13 protein-coding genes and 1 pseudogene are annotated in these 20,570 nt (G+C 36.0%); 11 read left to right on the plus strand and 3 right to left on the minus strand.

Translation table 11 applies throughout. The features are described from left to right. Positions 1 to 92: 92 nt before the first annotated feature. Both G6R09_RS12170 and G6R09_RS12175 read right to left on the minus strand, forming a co-directional pair. Positions 93 to 3,161 carry an EAL domain-containing protein gene (locus G6R09_RS12170; RefSeq protein ID WP_065168610.1) on the minus strand — a complete coding sequence of 1,023 codons (3,069 nt, stop codon included), beginning with the start codon at positions 3,159 to 3,161 and terminating at the stop codon, positions 93 to 95. Between the two features lie 188 nt (positions 3,162 to 3,349). Beyond that, positions 3,350 to 3,844, minus strand: a pseudogene (locus G6R09_RS12175) (amino acid permease); the annotation flags it as partial. A 170-nt stretch (positions 3,845 to 4,014) separates the two neighbouring features. Between G6R09_RS12175 and G6R09_RS12180 the strand changes: the two are divergent. Genes G6R09_RS12180 through G6R09_RS12205 form a run of 6 tightly spaced genes read left to right on the plus strand, consistent with a single transcriptional unit; the run spans position 4,015 to position 12,323 of the window. Further along, positions 4,015 to 5,304, plus strand: coding sequence for a site-specific integrase (locus G6R09_RS12180; RefSeq protein ID WP_163922690.1), 1,290 nt, complete (start codon positions 4,015 to 4,017; stop codon positions 5,302 to 5,304). Next, positions 5,304 to 6,959, plus strand: a complete 1,656-nt coding sequence (locus tag G6R09_RS12185) for a hypothetical protein (RefSeq protein WP_163922692.1) — start codon at positions 5,304 to 5,306, stop codon at positions 6,957 to 6,959. Before G6R09_RS12180 ends, G6R09_RS12185 begins: the two co-directional genes overlap by 1 nt. Continuing rightward, the gene (locus tag G6R09_RS12190; protein WP_163922694.1) at positions 6,952 to 9,249 is read left to right on the plus strand and encodes a hypothetical protein; all 2,298 of its coding nucleotides are present in this window, start codon (positions 6,952 to 6,954) and stop codon (positions 9,247 to 9,249) included. The genes G6R09_RS12185 and G6R09_RS12190 overlap by 8 nt, the downstream gene beginning before the upstream one ends. Before the next feature lie 9 nt (positions 9,250 to 9,258). Beyond that, on the plus strand, positions 9,259 to 9,696 hold the full coding sequence (locus G6R09_RS12195; RefSeq protein ID WP_163922696.1) for a hypothetical protein: 438 nt from the start codon (positions 9,259 to 9,261) through the stop codon (positions 9,694 to 9,696). Positions 9,697 to 9,705: 9 nt separating this feature from the next. Then, positions 9,706 to 10,161 (plus strand): VPA1267 family protein, encoded by a 456-nt coding sequence (locus tag G6R09_RS12200; protein WP_163922698.1) that lies wholly within the window; start codon positions 9,706 to 9,708, stop codon positions 10,159 to 10,161. Next, positions 10,158 to 12,323, plus strand: coding sequence for an AAA family ATPase (locus G6R09_RS12205; protein ID WP_163922700.1), 2,166 nt, complete (start codon positions 10,158 to 10,160; stop codon positions 12,321 to 12,323). The genes G6R09_RS12200 and G6R09_RS12205 overlap by 4 nt, the downstream gene beginning before the upstream one ends. Before the next feature lie 298 nt (positions 12,324 to 12,621). Here G6R09_RS12205 and G6R09_RS12210 read toward each other — a convergent pair whose 3' ends face one another. Then, positions 12,622 to 14,160, minus strand: a complete 1,539-nt coding sequence (locus tag G6R09_RS12210; RefSeq protein WP_163922702.1) for an RNA-directed DNA polymerase — start codon at positions 14,158 to 14,160, stop codon at positions 12,622 to 12,624. Positions 14,161 to 14,433: 273 nt separating this feature from the next. Between G6R09_RS12210 and G6R09_RS12215 the strand changes: the two genes are divergently transcribed. The 5 genes from G6R09_RS12215 (at position 14,434) to G6R09_RS12235 (ending at position 20,563) form a co-directional block, all read left to right on the plus strand. Continuing rightward, complete coding sequence (locus G6R09_RS12215) at positions 14,434 to 15,414, plus strand: abortive infection family protein (RefSeq protein ID WP_163922703.1); 981 nt, start codon at positions 14,434 to 14,436, stop codon at positions 15,412 to 15,414. Between the two features lie 72 nt (positions 15,415 to 15,486). Beyond that, entirely contained in the window at positions 15,487 to 16,668 is a 1,182-nt protein-coding gene (locus G6R09_RS12220) for a teicoplanin resistance protein VanZ (protein WP_163922705.1), read from the plus strand. Between the two features lie 180 nt (positions 16,669 to 16,848). Beyond that, positions 16,849 to 17,004: a hypothetical protein gene (locus tag G6R09_RS20015; protein ID WP_373423717.1), complete on the plus strand. Its 156-nt coding sequence runs from the start codon at positions 16,849 to 16,851 to the stop codon at positions 17,002 to 17,004. Between the two features lie 362 nt (positions 17,005 to 17,366). After that, positions 17,367 to 17,951, plus strand: coding sequence for a type I-F CRISPR-associated endoribonuclease Cas6/Csy4 (gene cas6f, locus G6R09_RS12230; protein ID WP_163922707.1), 585 nt, complete (start codon positions 17,367 to 17,369; stop codon positions 17,949 to 17,951). Further along, positions 17,948 to 20,563, plus strand: a complete 2,616-nt coding sequence (locus G6R09_RS12235; protein WP_163922710.1) for a CRISPR-associated endonuclease Cas3'' — start codon at positions 17,948 to 17,950, stop codon at positions 20,561 to 20,563. Before cas6f ends, G6R09_RS12235 begins: the two co-directional genes overlap by 4 nt. Positions 20,564 to 20,570: the final 7 nt, after the last annotated feature.

A 20,570-nucleotide genomic window follows, 5' to 3' on the forward strand; every position in this document is an offset into this window, starting at 1 on the left:
CTACTCAGTAATCAAAAATCATCCACTTATAGTTAACAATAAAATGGCGTGTAAGATTAATAATAAGCTACAACGTTGAATAAGAGAACCTATTATACAATGTTATCTGGTATTTGTTGTTGCTGAGGTAAATATTGACGATTGAAATGACAACGAGTTAATGGTTTATTGAAATAATACCCTTGGAATTCTTCAATGCCAACGCTCTCAAGGAAGTGAATTTGTTCAATATTTTCAACACCTTCAGCGACAACGGTTAAACCAAGATTATGGGCAAGATCAATAATAGCCTCAATGATAGTAATGCTATCTCGATTATAAGGTAATTCTTTTACGAACTCGCGGTCGATTTTGAGAATGTTAATAGGGAAGCGACTAAGATAAGCCAGTGAAGAGTAGCCAGTACCAAAATCATCGATAGCGATTTTAATGCCAATTTTTTTAAGTTCGATTAATTTTTGATAGGCTAATTCAATATCTGTCATTAATACACTTTCTGTTATTTCAAGCTCTAAATAGGCAGGGTTACAGCCGGCTTTTGCTATTGCTTCTGTTAAAATTGTCGTTAAGTCTGACTCCAGTAATTGTTTTGCAGAAATGTTGATCGCCATACTAATAGCCAACCCTTGTCGTTGCCATTGTTGAAGTTGAGAACAGGCCTTTTCAATTAAAAAAGTCCCCGCTTCAAGGATGAGACCTGATGACTCAAGTAAAGGAATAATATCAACCGGAGCTTGATAGTGGCCATCTTTATCGCGCCAACGTAATAATGCTTCAACACCCGTTAATGTATGTGAGTGTGCTAATACTTTTGGTTGATAGTAAAACTCATAGCGATCAGTATTAATCGATTTACGTAATTCGGATTCTAATTCTAATTTATGAGCCGTTTCTATTTCCATTTCAGGGCTGAAATAGCAATATTGGTTTTTTGTTTTATCTCTTGCAGAGCTTAATGCAATATTTGCATTTTTAAGGATTTGTTCTGCAGTTATTGCTGTATTCGTTTGGAATGAAATACCAATAATCGCAGAGGTTGAAATAAGTTTACCATCGTAACTAATGGGAGCTTTAATATTATTAAGTAGCCTTGTTGCTAAGTGGTTAATACTCTTCTTTTGTTGAGCTGATTGAATAATCACACCGAATTGATTGTTATTTAATCGAGAAAGCAGATTAATATCTCTTAGATTTGAACGAATGCGTTTTGATATAATGACTAAAATGTTTTCGATATTATCATTACCTAATGAATCATGTAGTTTTTTAAAAAGGTCAATCTCAATAACTAATACTGACATTTGTGATTGATTCTTTTTAGCTGCTAAGATAGTGTTATTTACTTCAGTAATAAACATAGTTCTATTAGGTAGAGTTGTTAATTGGTCATAATGAGCAAGATGGTGTAAACGGTTTTCATAATTTATACGTTCAGTAATATCTTTACTGGTTGATATATAGTTACTTATTCTATCATTTTCATCACGTATTGGTGATATTGTATTATCAAGATAATGAATAGTATTGTCAGTGTTTTTTTGGGAAATAATGCGTTGAATGGTTTGCCCTTGGTTTAACTTAGATTGGATATCATCTATTTTTTCATTATCATTTATATAACGTTTAAAAATGGTTTTACTATTTAAGCCAATGATATTATTTGATATTTCACCAGTGCTTTTTTCATATGAGCTATTTACATATTCAATAAAACCAAATTTATCAGTGATAATAACGGCTTCTTCACTTTGTTCTACTGCGCGCGATAATCCTTTTAATTTTTGTTCACGTTTGACCCAAGAGGTGACATCGATAATATGTAGCATGATATGGTCATCGTTATTATTAATTTTTGTGGCTATTATCTCTAAATGTTTAAATGGGGGCGTATTTATTTTTAATTGTATTTTTTTCTTATCATTAAATCCGAGTTCATCAATGCTTTTTAATAATCTTACAATATCTGTTTTGGTGTTAATAGCTGATATGTGTGAAACGATATTTTTATAAAGAGCATCTTTTTTTAACTCTAAAATCGTGATGGCTGCTGAATTTATTGCTGTTATTTTACGTTTCTTATTGATTACGATAATACCAGAGTCCGTATTTTCTATTAAAGAATAATAGCGGTGAAGAGTTGTATTTCTGACACTGTTAATGCGACGTATCTCATTTTTTTGTTGATTAATATACCGAAGAGTTAAAATTATACTAATAGTACTAAGAATTATTATTATAAATATAATGAGATATTTATTAAACAGCTGCTGAAGATATGCTGTACTACTAGTATTTGTTAGTTTAATTTCTGAAATTAATATCCACGGTGATAGATTACCTAATCTAAAGTCAATGTTTGATTTTAATTGTTTTGGTATAAAAAGAGGAGAGTAAGTATAAAGTGTATTATTTTTAATTATTTGATTATGATTATAACTTTGTATTTTTTTCCATAATGCAAAGTGGCCATTCTTAAACTTTAGGACATTATTAAAAATAGAATTTTTATTGTTATCTATATTAATTAGCGTGTTACCGCTATTATCGATAACCCAAAACTGCTGTGTTAATGGTTTATTATTTAAAAATGCTGTTAGTGTGTCTTTTTGTTCAATTTTAATAACCCATTGGTGATTATTAATTGTAATGTGCTGATAATATGCGATGTGGTTATTTTCAAGGGATAGGGCACTAATATAGGTCTTGTTCGGTGGTAGTGAAAAAGTATGATCTATATTGCTCAATTCAGTGGTAGATAGTACGGGTTTATTATCTACAACAATATTTTCAGATTCTGGGGTTGCGATTATTTTTAATCGATGACTATTCTTATAATCAATCAGAGTAATGCTATGAATATCAGGGTTATTTGTTAGTATATTATTGGTAAATTGAATAAAATCGTTACGTTGGCTAGCGGTCAGTATTAGCTGCCAATGTTGTTGGCGTAAATGAGTATTTAGCTGATTTAATTGGCTTATTGTATGTTCTATCTGCTGAGTAAGTACTTGTTGTTGCTGTAATTGTTGGTGGCGTTGAGCTGTTTTTATTTTATTGATTGTTTCATCATTATTTTGTTGGCTGTTAGTCAGTGCGCCTATCACGGTTAAAGTAAGTAATAGTAGAGTGAAGAGTAAACTTATCACCAGCGATTTTCGCATAATATCCTTATTTAGTTAATGAGTTCCATTACACACATAGACTAATTATATGCTATCTGACACATAAAGTTAAGATTGTGTGTGAAATTTTATGACTATAATGTCACTGTTGGATGGTGTTGAGGCGAAGATATAAAAAAGCCTTGAGGGGGAACTCAAGGCCTTGGTAAAACGAAAACTTAGCAGTATTAGTCGTTAGTTGCTGTTGCTAAAGTTGGTTGTTGTTCAGCTGCTAACTGACGCTCATAGCGGTTGTATTTCCACCATGCATAACCAAGGAATATTACAATACCACCAACGTTATAGAAGATAATAGTCATAATATCAGCTCCTGTTGGGAAGGTTGATGCTAAGAAACCAATGCTAAAAATACCTATTAGTATTGATACCATCACAATACCGGTTGTGCGTGAGCCCATTTTAAAATCACGTGGTAGGTGATCCAATTTTAGACGTAGGTTTAAGTAAGCAATCATAATAAACAGTGGTGGTAACATTGACGCTGCTGCTGTCATGTTAATTACAGTACTCATTAGTTCTTGTACTGAATCTGAACCTAACATTGGTACAATAAGCAGTGGAATAACAATAAAGAATTGTGCCCATGCTGCACGTGCTGGAACGCCATTTTTATTTAGTTTGACTGTTTTCTCACCGAAAATACCAGCAGGAATTTCAGAGAATTAAAACGGGCAATTAAAATGTAAAGTATTGCTTTAGGTTAATATTTAAATAAAACATGTTTAGTTCAAAGTCTTAAGTTAAATAAATGTATTTGTTCTTTACAAATAACGTTAAAGTGATTAACTTTAGTGATGGATACGAAAAATAATTAAGAGGATTTTGTTTTTGTATGGAATATTGCATTAGTAAATATCTAGACTCTACCACTGGTAGATATGAGATTATGATCGTTGATAATCTTTGCAATGTTATACCTACGTGTTTTTATTTAAATAGTCATCTACATCATTCGTATGGTGATAAAACGAATGCTACACGAGAAACGTATGCGTATATATTGATGTTTATATATAGGTATTTTCAGGCAAAAAATATAAATATTGTGAATAGAGTATCATCGGGGCTATTTCTAACGAATTCAGAAATCGATGATTTTGCATTTCACTGTAAGAGGTTGGTTGATAAAGATCAAAATAGTGGTAGTGGTAATATTTTAAATCTGGCTAGTTTTTCAGATAAGAAAATTGATAATTTAATGCAGGCAACTGCCCACACGGAAAATACTGCCTCATCTCATACAAGACGACTGCGATTAAAACTTTTTTTACGTTATGTTCAATTTCTGACAAAGTATCATCACTATGACTACTATGTACCAGAATCAGTAAATCTAGCATCAGCAAATTTTGAAAAATCCATTTTGGATGTAATTAGTGAGATTGGTAATGATGATACAGTTACCAAAGATCCCTGTAAAAAAGTTATAGGAGATGAAGAATTTTTTAAACTCCTGAAGATAATCAAGCCTAGCGATCCAGATAATCCGTGGCAAGGTGCAAAGCTACGAAATAGCTTAATGATTTTATTACTAATAGAAACTGGAATTCGTCTTGGAGCGATGCTCAAGATGAAAACTTTCGATATTGTATATGATTGGGATAACCCACGGATAATGATTACCCGAGTTACTAATAGAAGGCAAAAGGGGAAAAGGCAAGATAAACGCAGAAAAGCGCCAGCTCAAAAAACAAAAGCACATACATCAGCCATATCGTCTGAACTAGCAAAGTTACTCAAATTATATATTGAAACAGAGCGTATTAAATACCCTGAGTCAGAAAACCACGAGTATGTTTTTATTGCCGAACAGGGTTCCACAGCAGGAAAACCCTTATCTAAGGACGCTGCTTATGGCGCTGTTAAAACTCTAGGAAAAGCTGTTGGTTGTCATCTACATCCGCACAAATTCCGTCACAAATGGAATGAGATATTTAGCACAAATGCTAAAAAGCTTGGTTATACAATAAAGCAAATTGATGATTTACGAAAATATGCGATGGGCTGGTCAGAGAACAGTCAGATGGCTGGAACCTACAATAGGTTTGAAATTGCGATGATGATACACGAGATTTCAGCTAAAAATCAAAATGATACAGTTCCAGCACAAGGATATATCTAATGGCCGTAATAACAAAAAAAATAGAACTTGTGCAATTAGAATTAAATTTCAAGGGGCAGAGTGAATATCGAGCCAAAATCAAATTGTATAATATTAATATTTTTACTGATAAGTGGCAGCTTGGTACACAAAACAATTTAAACCTTGATTGGATGTATGAATCTGGCTACGACGAGCAAACTTTTTTGGATCTGCGTATTGCACTTGCAATAATGGCTGGAAAGCTTGCTTTTGCAAGCCTGAGAGATACATCAAGCTTCTTAAAGCTTATTGGTATTAATCTATTATCTCTAGTTAAATTTAAAATTTTCTGGTTGTCATTAACTGATGCTCAAAAATTGGGTGTGGCAACAACAGTTTCTCGGCTAATTAAATATGGAAGTCTTACTCAATTTAAAGAGATTAATAAATTTACCCAGAGTAACCGCCCTAAACAATCTAAAACTGAAAATATCTTAGATCTAGAAAAAGGTGTTTATTCTGAGTTCGAGTTTGACTCAATCAAAGAACAATTGCGTTTAGCTACAGCTAATTTACCTGAAAATAGCATGCTTTTGGATGATCTTCGTATATTCTCGTGGCTAATGTCGAGTCAACTTTTGATAGCTCTTGTTCGTAGAGGTTGTCAACTCAATCAATTAAAATTTTGTGACTTTCTTCCTGTAGGTCAATCGTTTTCTAGTCAACGTAATGCTAAACCTGAGTGGACACCTATCTCTGAATATCTATTTAGTGACGTTGAGTGCCTCCACATTCGAATATTTAAAGGCAAGAATGATGCTTTTCGAATTCAAGCAGAGAGAGATTCTCATCGTCTAGAGCCGAATTTTTCTTTACTGGTAGTTAAATACTTTAAGCAATATGAGTTAATGTTAATGAAATCATTGGAAAAACAGGGGATCCTTTTAACTGATGATGAACGAAAAGAAATTTTGATGAGGTGTCCAGTCATACCCAATATGGAATTATTTAAAATAACCTTTGGTACAAAATCCAATTTATTCAAATCATTAGGGATAATGTCGGATGCGTTCCATCAAAATTCCGCTTACCTCCTTCAGGGTATTAGTCAATTTTTCACAAAATTGGATGCAAAAAGTGATCGTGTTCTTGATAAAAAACTCGAATTAAAAAATAACAGGTTACGGCACACCATGTTAACACTAGGTGCATCGATGGGGCTATCAGTTTCTTATCTGGCTAAAATTACTGGCGTTACAGAACTGGCAGTTCGGCCGTACATTGAACTTGATTTCGCAGCGCGTGTGCAGATAAATCAAGCGTTTGCTGATAACGATGTCTTAAAGCGATTTGGTGCAACGTCGGTTGAAAACCTAAAAAGAGAATCGGGCTTTACAGTCGTTGATGAGTTTGAAGAGGAGATAGGTATTCAGGCTAAACCTGCCAACTGTGCTAGTTGTGAGTCTAAACTGGGTGCGCCTCTAGGTTGTTATCCTTGCGATAATTTTCGACCTTTTGATGATGCTGATCATCAACGCTATCTTGATAAAGCGTTAACCAAATATGAGTTCAACAAGATTGATGGAAATAAAGCCACAGTGAAAAAACTGCGAAAAGTCATTTTATATATTAACGCTACAATCAAGGCATGTGATGAAATTAACACAATGACGAGAGGATTAAGTCATGAATGAATTAAACCCCTATATAACACGTCAGTGTGTGTTGATTAATAAATTAATGCAGCAAGAATTGGTCGGATTTACAACTGGAATAAATAATAGGCAGGCTGATTGGGATGATGTTGCATTCAAATTTACCTACCCAAATGGTAGAACTATTAATTTGTATTGTCTAAATAATACAGTAGGGATCTATCACCAATCGACAGTAAAAAATTATTCATTATCACAAGTGTTACCGAAGGAGTTGCGGCACTTAATTATCGCCTTTGCTATTGATACAATAGCGGGTAAGAATAGTCCTCATAAAGTAAAAGATAAAGTTGCTAAAGCAAGGGAGTTTCTTTCTGTTCTTAACGATAACCCTTCGAACCTGACACAGTCAAGCTTGGATTCTACATTAGATAAATTAAATAATACTGTAATTTTAGGTGCGTTTTTTAAATGGTTGCATAAGCAAAAACTGATACCATCAAGCATTCAATTACCACCTGCAAAATATAGAGAAATGCCTTCAGGTAGTGATACGGTTGACAGAAGAAAAGCAAAAATACCGGACACTAAATTATTACTTGCGCTTGGAGCCATTTTTCATGATGAGATTCCGTCAGAACGAATAAAATGGAATACGCATTCTACAGCTAATCAACGTAACGCCTTTAGTTCAGCAATGGCTGCGATTGCAATGGCATCACCTAATAGGGCTGTTGCAGAACAGACAATTTTGGAGAAGCAGCGATTAAAAACACGATCTGAGAAAGTTAATGGAAAAGAAGAGGTTATACATTATCTTGATTGGAAGGGTTCTAAGGGATTTGTCAATAATAGGAAACATTTTTTAGGTGTAATGTCCGAATCGGTAGATCGTAGTTTAGAGTATATGGCGGTTGTCTGTGAACCTGCTCGTGTGTTGGCTCGATTTTACGAAAATACACTATTGCCATTAAATATTGTTTTGGGTGAGTTCACTCCATCTCTGGCAAATATGAATGCTCTTGATCCTGACATGAATAAGCCTATTACACTAATTCATTTAGGATATTTATTAGGATTTTATGACAACGGTGATGGAAACATCCGAGTATCACAAAACACAAAAGGATCTGAAAAAATAGTTACTGGTAATTGTGGTAAATATAAAACATATTTAAAAAAAATACCTGATTTAAAGCCAGAAGATGAGTTAATGATTGTACAGTCATGCCCTTATAACAAGTATTTACATGGCGTTCAATTGAAAAAAGGTGCGATGCAGATGATTCACTCTAATGGTAACGATGACAGCATTAAAGTGATTACAGTATCACAATTCCAAAATTTCATGGTTAAATATGCAGTTAGTCAACTTCAAGGTTTTCCTATTGGATTGAATAATAGTTCTAATGGTAAATGTAAATACAAAAATGCTCTCTTTGCATTTACCGATAATCAATTAGTTAGAAGGAAAAATGGCGTAGGAAGAGGCCATCATTATTTGATTGTATCGCTATCATCTCTTGGAGTTTTATTTACAAAAGATCTAAAAGGGGGGGATAACACAATATTTTCTGATTACGGGTTTGCCCCTGAATTTGAAATGACGCCACACCCATTACGGCATTGGCACAACGATATTGCGGAGCGTCAAGGCGTCCCACATGCCTTAATAAACTTATGGTCTGGACGTAAGGACCCTAATCAAATTATGCATTATATCCACCGTACTAATGCAGAAAAATCCTCTGAAATTGCAGATATTTTTTACCCGGAGTCAAATGAGGATATTTCAATTAAGGCGATTGGTAGGGATCAGTTTGAAAAAGCAACCAAAACGGCAACTACAGTTACGAATGTGGGCATTTGTACTCAAAATCTAAGTGAATCTCCTTGCACGTATTTGAATGATTTTTTTACTCAGTGCACATTATGTCCGTCATCGTGTCATATTGCTCATGATAAGAAATCTCTGGAACTACTCAAACGGGATTTAGTCGCACAAGAGTCACGTTTAAATATAGTCCAAGCAAAACCTCAATTCTGTCAACGAGAGGGACTACAACGGTGGTTTACTACCCATTATCATAATACAAACATGTTGCGAGAATTAATTGCTGTGATGGAAGATGCAGAGATCAAGGTTGGTTCGATTATCAGAATTTTATCACATAAAAATATGATTCGTATTACTGATGTTGAGAGAAGGATTATCACCGAAAGAAAATTCGCTTTACCAAATGCGGAATCTGCACTCACAGAGGCAATTGAATTTAAATCTTTTGATGAAGATAGTGGAATAACTGATTTTATGTCAGATCTTTTTTAGGAACAATTAATGGCTCGACCATCATTAGACACAATACAAATAATTAAAATACAAGCAATTATTAAGTCTTGGGCTTCTAATAAGTTAACATGGGAACTTCTTGTTCTTCGTATAAAAAATGATATGGGGATAACCACGACTCGACAAACACTTATAACCTATGATGCAATTAAAAATGAATATGATCAAAAGAAGGATCAGTTGCGAGGGAGGCCATCATTACCAATGGAGGCAGCAAAATATCTTAGCAAAAAGGAAAAGGTTCTGATCGCCGCACTTGTAGAACGAGACTCTAAAATCAAGGAATTAAACGCTGAGATTGAGTCTTATGAAGTGAAAAACGGTCAATTGCAGACTTTTATTAAAATTTTGGCTGAGCAGGCAACTAGAAATCCTTTATTAATTGACATTCTTCAGAGAACTCGGAATGAAGTGCTTAAAAAATAAGAGGTGAAAATGTCTAAGAAATTGAGTGGAAAGCAAAAAGGAGAAGGCAATTTCATAAATTTTTTAGCATGGAAAGAAGCTCAGACTGATGACGGTTTCAGGGCAATAGTGAACCTGAAGGATGGTGTTTTGGGACGAAATATAATTGCGAAAGCTTGTGGGTTTGGGGTATCAGTATTACGACAGAATCCAAAGGTTAAAGCTGCACTAATAGAGCTAGAGAGTCAGTTAGTGGCAAAAGGAATTTTGCCTACAAAAGTTGAAAAAGAAAGCTCTTTAAAAAGCAATGATTCTAAACTCTTAGACCAAAATAAGCGAAAACAAAGCCAGTTGGTTGTTCATACACATAGGTTAGAAAGTAGGATTACCGAACTTGAAGCCGAAAACGAAGCTTTGAGGCGAAAATTAGATAGATTTGAGGCTTTAAATTCATCCTTAATTGACATCGGATGGGCACCGTTATGAAACAAGATAGCAGTTTTAGCATTAGGGTTACCTCAATCTCTTCAGTTAGAGGAAGTAATGTTATTTTCCACGGAGTGCTCATAAAAGACGGATTTAAACGTGCGACTAATAAAAAATATCTAATGGTTATTGCGCCTAAATGCTTACTACCAATGATGCCAATAGCGGGTCAGCATTGGTACATTATAGGAAAAGCATTTGAGGAGACGGTTGAGCATAATAAAATCTATTTTAAAAAACTCACAGTCAATGCTACTCGTCTGAAAGTTATAATGCCTGAGTGTGGAGATCATTTTGTTAATTTTATAGCAAAAGATCCAGAATTCGGTGGTATCGCGGAGGTAAAGGCTAGATTATTGTGGTATCACTTTAAGACTGAAGTTTATAAAATTTTAAACGAAAAAAACGTCGAACGCTTGACTGAAGTATTATCTTCTAAAATCGCGAAAAAGATGATTAATGGATGGGAGAAATACTCTAATCTCAAATGGTTGCATTGGTTTTCTGAGCATGGAGTTTCCCCTGAGATTAGTGCAAGAATCATTAAGCATCATAGTGAAAAAACTATCCAACGTATCCAAGGAAACCCTTACGTATTGCAAACATTTGGCATGTCATTTAGTGCTGTTGATGTGATGGCAAAACAGTATTTTTTTGTAAAGGATGACGATCCACGCAGACTTATTTCAGCCGTCAGGGAAGCTCTCTATAAGCGAACTAACTCTGGGCATACCATTGCCGAATATCGAGATGTAAAAGCTATTTTGAATCGAGTGCTGAACAACTCTGAACTTGCAAAACAAGCTTTGATGCTATCGCACGAAAATATTGATTTTATTATCGATAATGATGGCAACTACCACCCTACGGGCACATTGTTAATGGAAAAAACAGTGGCATACCGATTTCTAGATTTAGCAAACAAAACAGATTTTTGGGGTGGTATTCAGGATGAAGCTTTGGCTTTCGCTATACAAGATTTACCTTTTCCTCTTTTAGAAAAGCAAGTTGAAGCTGTTTGTGATTGTATGGTCAATTCAATTTCTATTTTAACTGGTGGCGCTGGTACAGGGAAAACAACAACATTGCGTGTTATTTTAAGATCTTACCAAAAGATGGGTTATAAAATATTTCCTATGGCGTTATCTGGGAGGGCTTCAAAGCGAATAAGGGAAAGCACTGGATTTCCAGCTAGCACCATTGCTGGTTTTTTGAAAAATGCACAGATATTAGATGATGACCTCGCAATTATTGTTATTGATGAAGCTTCTATGGTTGATTTACCAACTATGTATAAAATTATCATGAAACTACACTGCAATGTTCGAATTTTGTTATCAGGAGATCAGGCGCAACTATCACCTATTGGTTATGGACTTATTTTACATGAAGTAGTTAAAACTAATATCATTAAAAACAATGAATTGAACATTGTTAATCGGCAAGTAGGCTCAACAGGTATTCCAGAATTTACTTTACTCATACGCAATGGCATTATCCCTGAATTTAAAAGTGAAAATATTACATTCCACGAAACGCAATCATCTGATTTAAATGAGAAAATAGCGGGTTTGTATGCATTAAATCCAGCTAAAACGCAGATTGTTGCCGCAGTTAAAAATAATGATGTGGGTGGCATAAGACAGATAAATACACTGTGCCAGAATTTGTGTAACTCTAGTGGTCAGCGATTAAAGTTTGGCTACTTTGGTGAGAACCAGTATTTAGATATTCGAGTGGGTGACCCAATTATTTTTAATGAGAACAATTGGGATGAGGATATTCAAAACGGCACGATGGGGCGTTTAGTTAGTGTCGGAGGGAATGATGATAAAGGAACCCCTGTAATCGGCACTGCGACGATTGACGATGGGCGTACGATAAAATTAACAACAGAGTTAGTATTAATAATGGACCTTGCTTATGCAATTACAGTGCATAAGAGTCAAGGAAGTCAGTTCCCTAGAGTCATTGTCGTTTTAAGTAATTCTCGCATGATAGATCGTTCGTGGATTTATACCGCTTTAACACGCGCAGAAGTAAATATTGAAATTGTTGGTACTAAGGTGCAATTTGAACAGGCTATTATGCGTATTAGCTCAGCAGAACAACGTAAAACGTATTTAAAAACATTACTCGAAATATCAACAACTAAAAGCTAATTGAATTTTGTAGTAGTAAGTACCCATAAAATAAGTTAATGGGGGTTTTTAGTTTCTTGATTACCACCATTTCACATCTAACGTAATTTTATTATTTACAATTCATGTGCTTGGCTAGAGAGGCATGAACCACGAAAATGCCCCGAAACAAGTTACGACTCATTGCAACGCATTTTCAAACGAGTAAAATGTGCATTAGATGAGCTAATACAACTAATGTAAAGCTTTAGGTAAGGTGTAACCTCCTCCCAGTTGTTGGGAGAAGGTTTGCTCTATAATTTATTTTGTGAGTAGCGAACTACTCATCATCGTCTTCATCAAAGTCGATGTCATAAGGGAACAACACGACTTCATCCTCAGGTATTACTGGCTCACATTTCGCAAGCTCCTCTGGAACAACAAAAGTCGTAGCCATAACGACAGTTTTAAAGTTGTTATCTGTAATCCACTCAGAGTTCCAAACATGCTCATGAGGCACTGCGTGCACACCTGACACGATGGAACAAAGTATCTCTCCATACTCTATATCAGGATTGATGTTGTAAGAGATGCGCTGAAGCCAGATGTCTAGTATTCCTGTTCCAAGTATGGATTCAAATTTATCTTTAATCAGCTCTAGCAGTTCTAGTTTCTCGTCATCGTCTGTGACGAATTTAAGGACATTACTCAAAACTAACGCACAAGAAGCAAATGTTCTTGGATTATTAATCATCATGTCTGCGATGATGCTGACGATTGGTCGAACATCCTCTTTAATCTTCGTCATTCGCTCTAGACGCTTATTTATCTTCGCAAGGTATTTATCTAATTGACCTGAGTTCTTATGCTTTCTGGAAAAGACAGCTAGTTTCAAGAGGGTTTTTTGGATAGTCGTAGCGGCAACGGTTTTGCCGAATAGCATCAAGGCTTCTTGCTTATCAGGCTTCATTGAGTTGAAGATTATGTCTTCAGATAGAGAGGTTTTAGAAGCGTTTAGCTGTAATCCTAGCCCCTGAAGAATCGCAGTTAGATATCTCGCAATTTCCTCTGCGTCTTCCTTGCTGTTAGTAAAGACTCGATAGTCATCTCGGTAACGGATGATATGGTAGTCATCAATAAGCTCGTCATCCAGTTTTTGCGCCAGTAGATCATCAGCGTAGCCAAGAACAATCTCAGCAATAAAGTCCATCAATACTGAACCTTGAGGTATGCCATTTGTCTGTCCTTCTCTCATCTGACGCAAGGCGTAATCAATTCGATTACCAAGATTAGCATTGTTACCTCTATTGGCTTTAGCGACCTCTCGCGTGTGTATAGCCCAAGGGATTGAATGGGTATATATCGACGGATAAAAGTTAGCTATATCTGTCGTAAAAAGATATTTAAATTCAAGTGCTTTACTTATAGACTCCTGCTCAACGTCTCGCCACCAACCTGTGACAGTTTCAGCAGTGTCAGATGTATCTTCCTTTTCTGCTTCTCTAGGTAAACTCGCACAGACTATATTTTCATTACCTTGAAACTCATCAAACCGTTGAATTAATAGTTCCCACTGATCTTCTTCAGTAATCTTGTGAACCAAGTGGGCGTAGATAGCTGGATGAATCAACTCGAATGGTCGCCATGAATAATGACCGTCTTTGTTTGTCTGTAATGTGTAGTTAGCGCTTTCATAGTCACATGCTTTTTTATAACCAATGTCGTTGATGCCGTTTTGTTTTCTATCAAGCGCATCACTTACAGCTTCAAGAAGAGGTTCAAAATTGAAGTAAATTGGAAGCGGGAAATTGCAATAACTAGTGTCCTTTAAGAAGAAATCTCTTGCATCTTGTGCTGTCATTTCAGTAATTAGTGCCATGAATACGTTCTCGAATATCAAAATGTCGACACTATTTAATACTCATTTTGTACCTATGTCTCATGTTGCACTTTAAAGTGAGTTGAAGCTCAAATATCTAGTTAAAAAACGGTCAGGTAACACAAACACGGAAGTGCCCTCGTTGTGTTCTAGTCGACCAGTACCTAACTTAAGTACCGAGCTTTGGTCCAGCCTAATCTTTGTCCCTTATAGAGTTAATGCAAGAGCTTTCAGGTATCCAGATAATGCTTTCTTTAGCGAAGCTTATCTGAAATGTACTTAACTCGAAAAGCGCAACTATCTGTTAAAGTTTCTTTCATATTGGTAATCAGTGATAATATTCTTCTCATAAGCGACTTACATAAAAATGGGATGAAGATGCCTCTCGAACTACCCGCAGAACTTCAGTTTGCAACTGAATATCCTTTTGCTATCCCCGACAATGTTTTTAAAGAATTGCAGACACTAATGGGAAGAGTTAATTTCAACGAAAGATGTGAGGAAAAAAACCTCATTGAAATCTATAAGAAGCACATGGCAAAGCCAGCAGGAATAGAGTTTAGTAGAAGTTCTAATACTGACTGGGCAAAAGGCGATCTGGAATGGTACATGACAGACGCAAGTAATAATGGCCCGGGATTTATTGCTGCTATCTACAATGCATTTGAGCAGCTATCTCTTTTCGAAATCACCGTCCCTACAGACGCACACATAAACCAAATTCTATCTAAGCATGGGATACCTTGTCATATCAACAATGGTGAGTTGGTAATGGCAGGAAATGTTCAGGTGCCAGAGCCTTCGCAATCTATGTCTCAAACAGTCATTAGGGCACTGCAAGACGCAAAAACTCTAATGCCAGCAAGTGCAATTGATCGTGTACATACTGCGCTTCATGCTTACATTGTTAGCCTTTGCCAAGAAGCTAATATTCCATTGGATTCAGGCGTTACAGCACAAAAGGCTTTCAAAGAACTGAAGAGCAATCACCCCGCACTTCAGCCTCAGGGAAATAGGCCATCAGAAGTTGCAAATGTTCTTAACAGTATGGCTGCAACCATCAATGCTCTGGGGACTATTCGTAACCACGCAAGTCTTGCGCATAATAACGAACTGCTTCTTGAACCAGAAGCGCAGGCGATGATTAACGCAGCAATAACCATATTTCGATACATCGAAGAATGTATGGCTAGATATAACAGAACTAGTGTCCAGTCACGTCCTGAGCTATGGGGTGATATAGAGTGGGCGTAATGTGTATACGCCCAGTATAGTGTCTACTTGATGGACTATTGGTGGCAAAAGGGAAAAACAGTCGGGTAAAGTATGGATTTTGGAAAATATAAAGAAACGAGGCATCTTAAGCCTCTACAAGTTCCTAGCAAAGAAAAGTTACTTCTCGATGTGTCGAACATCGAAGACAGCTTCACTGGAAGATCCGATGCTAGCATTGCAAACACCTTCATATTTGAAGCAAGACATCTAATTGTCAATAGTCTTGCCTTATTCGAACAGGGTTATTTTGATTGTGCCTTTTACTCTTTACGTCAGTCATTAGAAGTCGCAATGACGATGATGTATCTCTATGACACTGAAGAAGAAGTTAGGAAAAGAGAACTAGATAAATGGAAGTCTGAGCAACACTTTCCAATGTATGCAGGTATGATCAAACACTTGGAATCAAATGAGAGCGAATTTAAGGACATTAAAAGTAAACTTTCAGAGTTTTTTGACAAAGCAGAGAAAGTTAAAAAGCGTCTCAATAAGTACGTCCACAAACAGGGTTTTGACAAACTTTATGTTAGTAGAAATCACCCATTAATTCGAATCAAAAACAAATATGATGATGAAGTGTTTGTCGATGAATTTGTTGGATACGTAGAGAGTTGTATTGGGACTGTAGCTGCAATGAGGTTAGCGATAGATCCAATGCCAGTGTTACTCAATGATGAAGAGATCTATGCTAGAACAGGTGACATAATCACTTACCCATATTCTGACGAGTTCATTGAAAAATATATTGGCTTTGATGCAATTGAAAAGTACAAGCAGACATTAATGTATAAATTGCACTATGACCATTTTATGCAAGAAGAGAAGCAAAACGAAGCGGTTAGCTGGGTAATCAAAGACAAGTTTGTTGATGTCAGAAGAGCTGATGAAATTCTAGAGCAAGGTCGTCTTCTTTCACAAGTAGAATTGTTAGGTGTTATTGCGCTACAACTTATTGAGAGTGCAACTAAATTTTATACTTGCGGAGGATTCGTAATGTACTTCTCAAATAGAGATACATTAAGGCAGAAGCAAGAATGGAGTTCCCAGCAATTTGACAGTTTTCTTGAGACAACGCCCAGCACCAATCTCCCATTTGATGAGGTGTTTATATCAGCTTTCAAACTCCCAGCAGGCGAAATTTTTCTGGAGCATAATGAACTAATTTCGGAAAACGACATTTACAACATTGAGCATCTTATCAGCTCACTTAAACAGAAAAACCTCAGCCTTTAACGTTTCAAATTACTTTTCTTAATTACAGTTGTTTAATTCATCAACCCCTTAGCAATACAACCGCCCAAACATATGCATTTGCGTGGTGATTGCTGTATTACTATATTTCTCAGACGTTAACCAACCTATGCCCAACTGTGGTTATATTAGATCTTGGTGCTGCCATGGCGCGTGATGATTATGAAACTAGACATAAATGCCAAAAAGGGTATTGAGAAAGCAAAAGCAGAAGGCAAGTATCAATGCCGCCAACCTAATTTAGCGTTACATCACGATATTCTAGATCAACTGACGTTAGGATTGTTATTCGCAGATTCAAGAGAAGTTAGGCTGTAGTAGGGCGACGATAGCAAAAGTTGTTAAAAGACAATATAGCAAGGAGGTGAATACGTCAATACTGTCGTTATCTTTAGTCTTGAAACAAAAACCTTTCACTTTATTAAACGTGTTGTTTATTAGATATGTGATGTTCCTTATATATATATGATTAATTAACCGCTAAGATGAGATAAAAAGTGGTTAAGTTATTAATGTTAATGAAAAATAATAATGTTGATGTTGCTAAAAATTGAACTGTTATTTGATGTTTTATTAATAATTTTTAATCAATCAGAACACAGGTTTGATAATGAATAAAAATTCGTGGCCAATGTTATTTGACCACTTCACCCCACATAGTTTGAGTGTCGGTAACTAAAGTGAAAATACTAACGTTTATTTCTACAAGTCACGAAAATACGAGTGCTTTGATTAAGGCCTTGCACTCGCTTTTTGCGTCTTCAATAAAAAACACAGGTACCAACCCCTATGGTATCGGTTTTCCTGCGATTCAGTCGGATACAGTAGGCCAATTCATCATGGTTTATTGTCCTGAAGACGCTGATGTTATTTTGGTGCACCCTGACATCTTATATTTACTAGCTAAGAAAAAGGTATCTTGTGCTGGGGTTAAATCAATCTCTGACATTACTCCAAAATACTACCGAGCATTTATTCGTGACCGAAAATTAGAAAGAGGTGCGCCAGTTCAAGCAATGAAGCGTATGGTGTCATCAAATAAAGAAGAAAAAGAACAATTGGCTAAGGCATTAATTGGGCGCTATTTTCAATCACCTTTACCTCAAATTAATTTATCGAGTCAATCAAGCCAGCGCGTTTTTACATTAAATATCGGCGTTCAAGATAGTCATACATCATCTAATCAAGAGGTATTATCTTTTAATTCGTATGGCTTAAGTAGTTATAAGAATCCAATGTATTTACCTGTGGAGTGCATGGAATGAATTTTATTGCTAATAGCCACCAACAAACATTACTCGCTCATACACAGCAAGTAACTAAAGTCGCTTCTTCTATTTTTCAATCATTGAATGTAGCGTTTGATGATTCTATGAATGGTGAAATGGTAGATAAAGCGATTGAAATAGCGTGTAAATGCCATGATTTAGGTAAATTGTGTGTCGATTTTCAAGCTTACTTACAGCAAGATAATGCTTATCAACCTGATATCGGAGAAGGTGAATTATTTTCTACAAAGAATCCTCTTCACCATGAAATTAGTTTATTGCTATTTGATGTTTTATGGGCGCAATTAAAAGAGACGATAGAGCCGCTAGTGTTGCGACAAGCAAAACATCGTCAACTTTGTAAAATGATCCGTTATTGCATCTATTGGCATCATGCCGAGCCTGTTCGTGACGTTGACCCTACTCAAATATTGCAAGAGTACGTTGAAGACAGTGATGTATTGAGTGCATTGAGTAAGAATACTACATTGTTTTGCTCATCACTCTTCCCCGAATTAGCTCTAGATATTACAGAGGATAATATCCTCGATGCTGTAGATAGGTTTAAAGTTCCTTCATTTTTTACGTTATCAACCAGCGATAAAGGTGACTATACTAACTGGCGCAAGAGCTTTACCGAAAAACTAGACGAAAATGTGTATAATTTCTTAACCCGCTTCTGTGTGATTGCGTCAGATCGTCATGTGTCTCAATTTGATGTGGCTGAAATCGAAACGCCTTATGCCTATCACCAATTTGATGATGCCTCGTTACAACTGGCAATTACTCGTTATATAGAGAGTCCTGAGTTATCAGGTCAACGCACTAAAGATCAAAAGCAAGCAGCACATGATCTTATCGATTTTGATGGTAACGTTATTGTAGGGGCGGCTGGTTGTGGAAAAACGCGAACAGCGTTAATGGCATATCAATACCAGCGTGATGCTGGTGGTGAAAATAAAGGCATTTTATGGATATGTCCTCGTGTTGCTGTGGGTTTATCGGTATTAGAAGAAATTAAGGAATCAGTACCTGATGTTAAAGTCGGGTTGATTTCAGGTGAGTTAAAAGGCGTTTGGCAAGGTGAAGAAGAAGTAGATGCTGATCTACTTGATGTAGATATATTAATTGTTACTGTCGATCAAGTAGCGAAATGGCTAACGACAAATAGTGCTCAACCTAATTTCATCGCCTTTATGCAACGTTATGTTGTATGGGATGAATATCATGAATTGTTTGCTATTCAGACGTTATATTATATCTCTGCGCTATTAATGCGATTAAAAGAACATCAGGTTAACGCCCATGTCTTTATTTCTGCGACTCCTGAACCATTACATTTACGCTTAATTTGTCGCAGTGATGCGAGTTGGCAATATCCTGTTATTTTGCCATCATTTAATACCAAGCCAGTACACTTGCATTTCGAAACTGAAGCAGAAACGAATAACAAGGCCACGCTTTATATCTTCAATACGGCAACTAAAGCTCAAGAACATGCATTAGAAAGTTGGTTGAGTGAACGTGACGATATTGCCTGTTATCACTCTAAATTTATGCCAAGCGATAAAAAACAACTGACGCATTCTATTTTGGCGCAGTTTGGTAAGCATTCTACCTCTCTTGATGCAACGTTATTTGCAGGTCCTATTGCACAAGCCTCGTTAAATATCTCTCGTCAGTTTATGACAACTGAGTTGAGTCATCCTGCGAATATCGTGCAGCGTATAGGACGTAATAACCGTTTTGCTGAATACGATTGTGCGACAACCACATTATTAGCCTCTAAATATCAAACAAAAGAGCATGTGAGAAAATTCAGTACTGAAGGTACAGTTGTCAATACGGGTGCGTATAAACTGAAGTTTACGCAAGACCGTATTATTTCAACGCATGAGGCTTACTATAGCCAATATAGTTATGATTTCTTTAGTGTACTCATTGCCAATTTCAGTGACGATAATAATAAACCAAAAACATTAACAGGTAATGTCATCACATTAACGTTAAATGAGCTAAACGCATTTTATTTAAAATATCACATTGATGCGACAGGAAAGGATGGTCTTTTAGTGCGTGAAACGCGTGAATTTATTAAAGATTCAATGCGTTGTTTGCAAGTATTAAAACTCTTTAAACCAACTAAATTAACCATTAAAACCGCCAACCATTCAGAAGTTCGTGTGTCATACCGTGGTGCAAGTCTATGGGCGACTATGGCACATATCACCATGTCAAAAGCAGAGATGAAAGTTGGTCAATTGATTGGCTTACCTAGCGATAGTGACCATCTGGTTTCTATTAATGAGCGAGATGTAGCTGATATTAATTTGGAACAAAATCTTGCTCAAACAACTGAGCCTGAATTTAAGTCATTAAAGCAAAGCGTGAAATACCGAGCTAAATATGCGGGTAATCGCGTTAGTAGTCATCTTTTAGTGCTTGCTCGGTCTATCGATAATCCTTTGGTTTGTTCTTATTCTACAAGCGAAAACAGTGCTGGTCTGTACTACATCACCGCAAATAATTCACAGGGAAAACCCTTAACTCTTGGCTTTAGAAAGCTAAAAGATGGTCGTCGCTCTTTAACATTAACAAAATCAAAGTGAGTTAAAT

The sequence above is a fragment of the Photobacterium sp. Alg240-V54 genome (assembly GCF_900537155.1).
Classification (GTDB): domain Bacteria; phylum Pseudomonadota; class Gammaproteobacteria; order Enterobacterales; family Vibrionaceae; genus Photobacterium.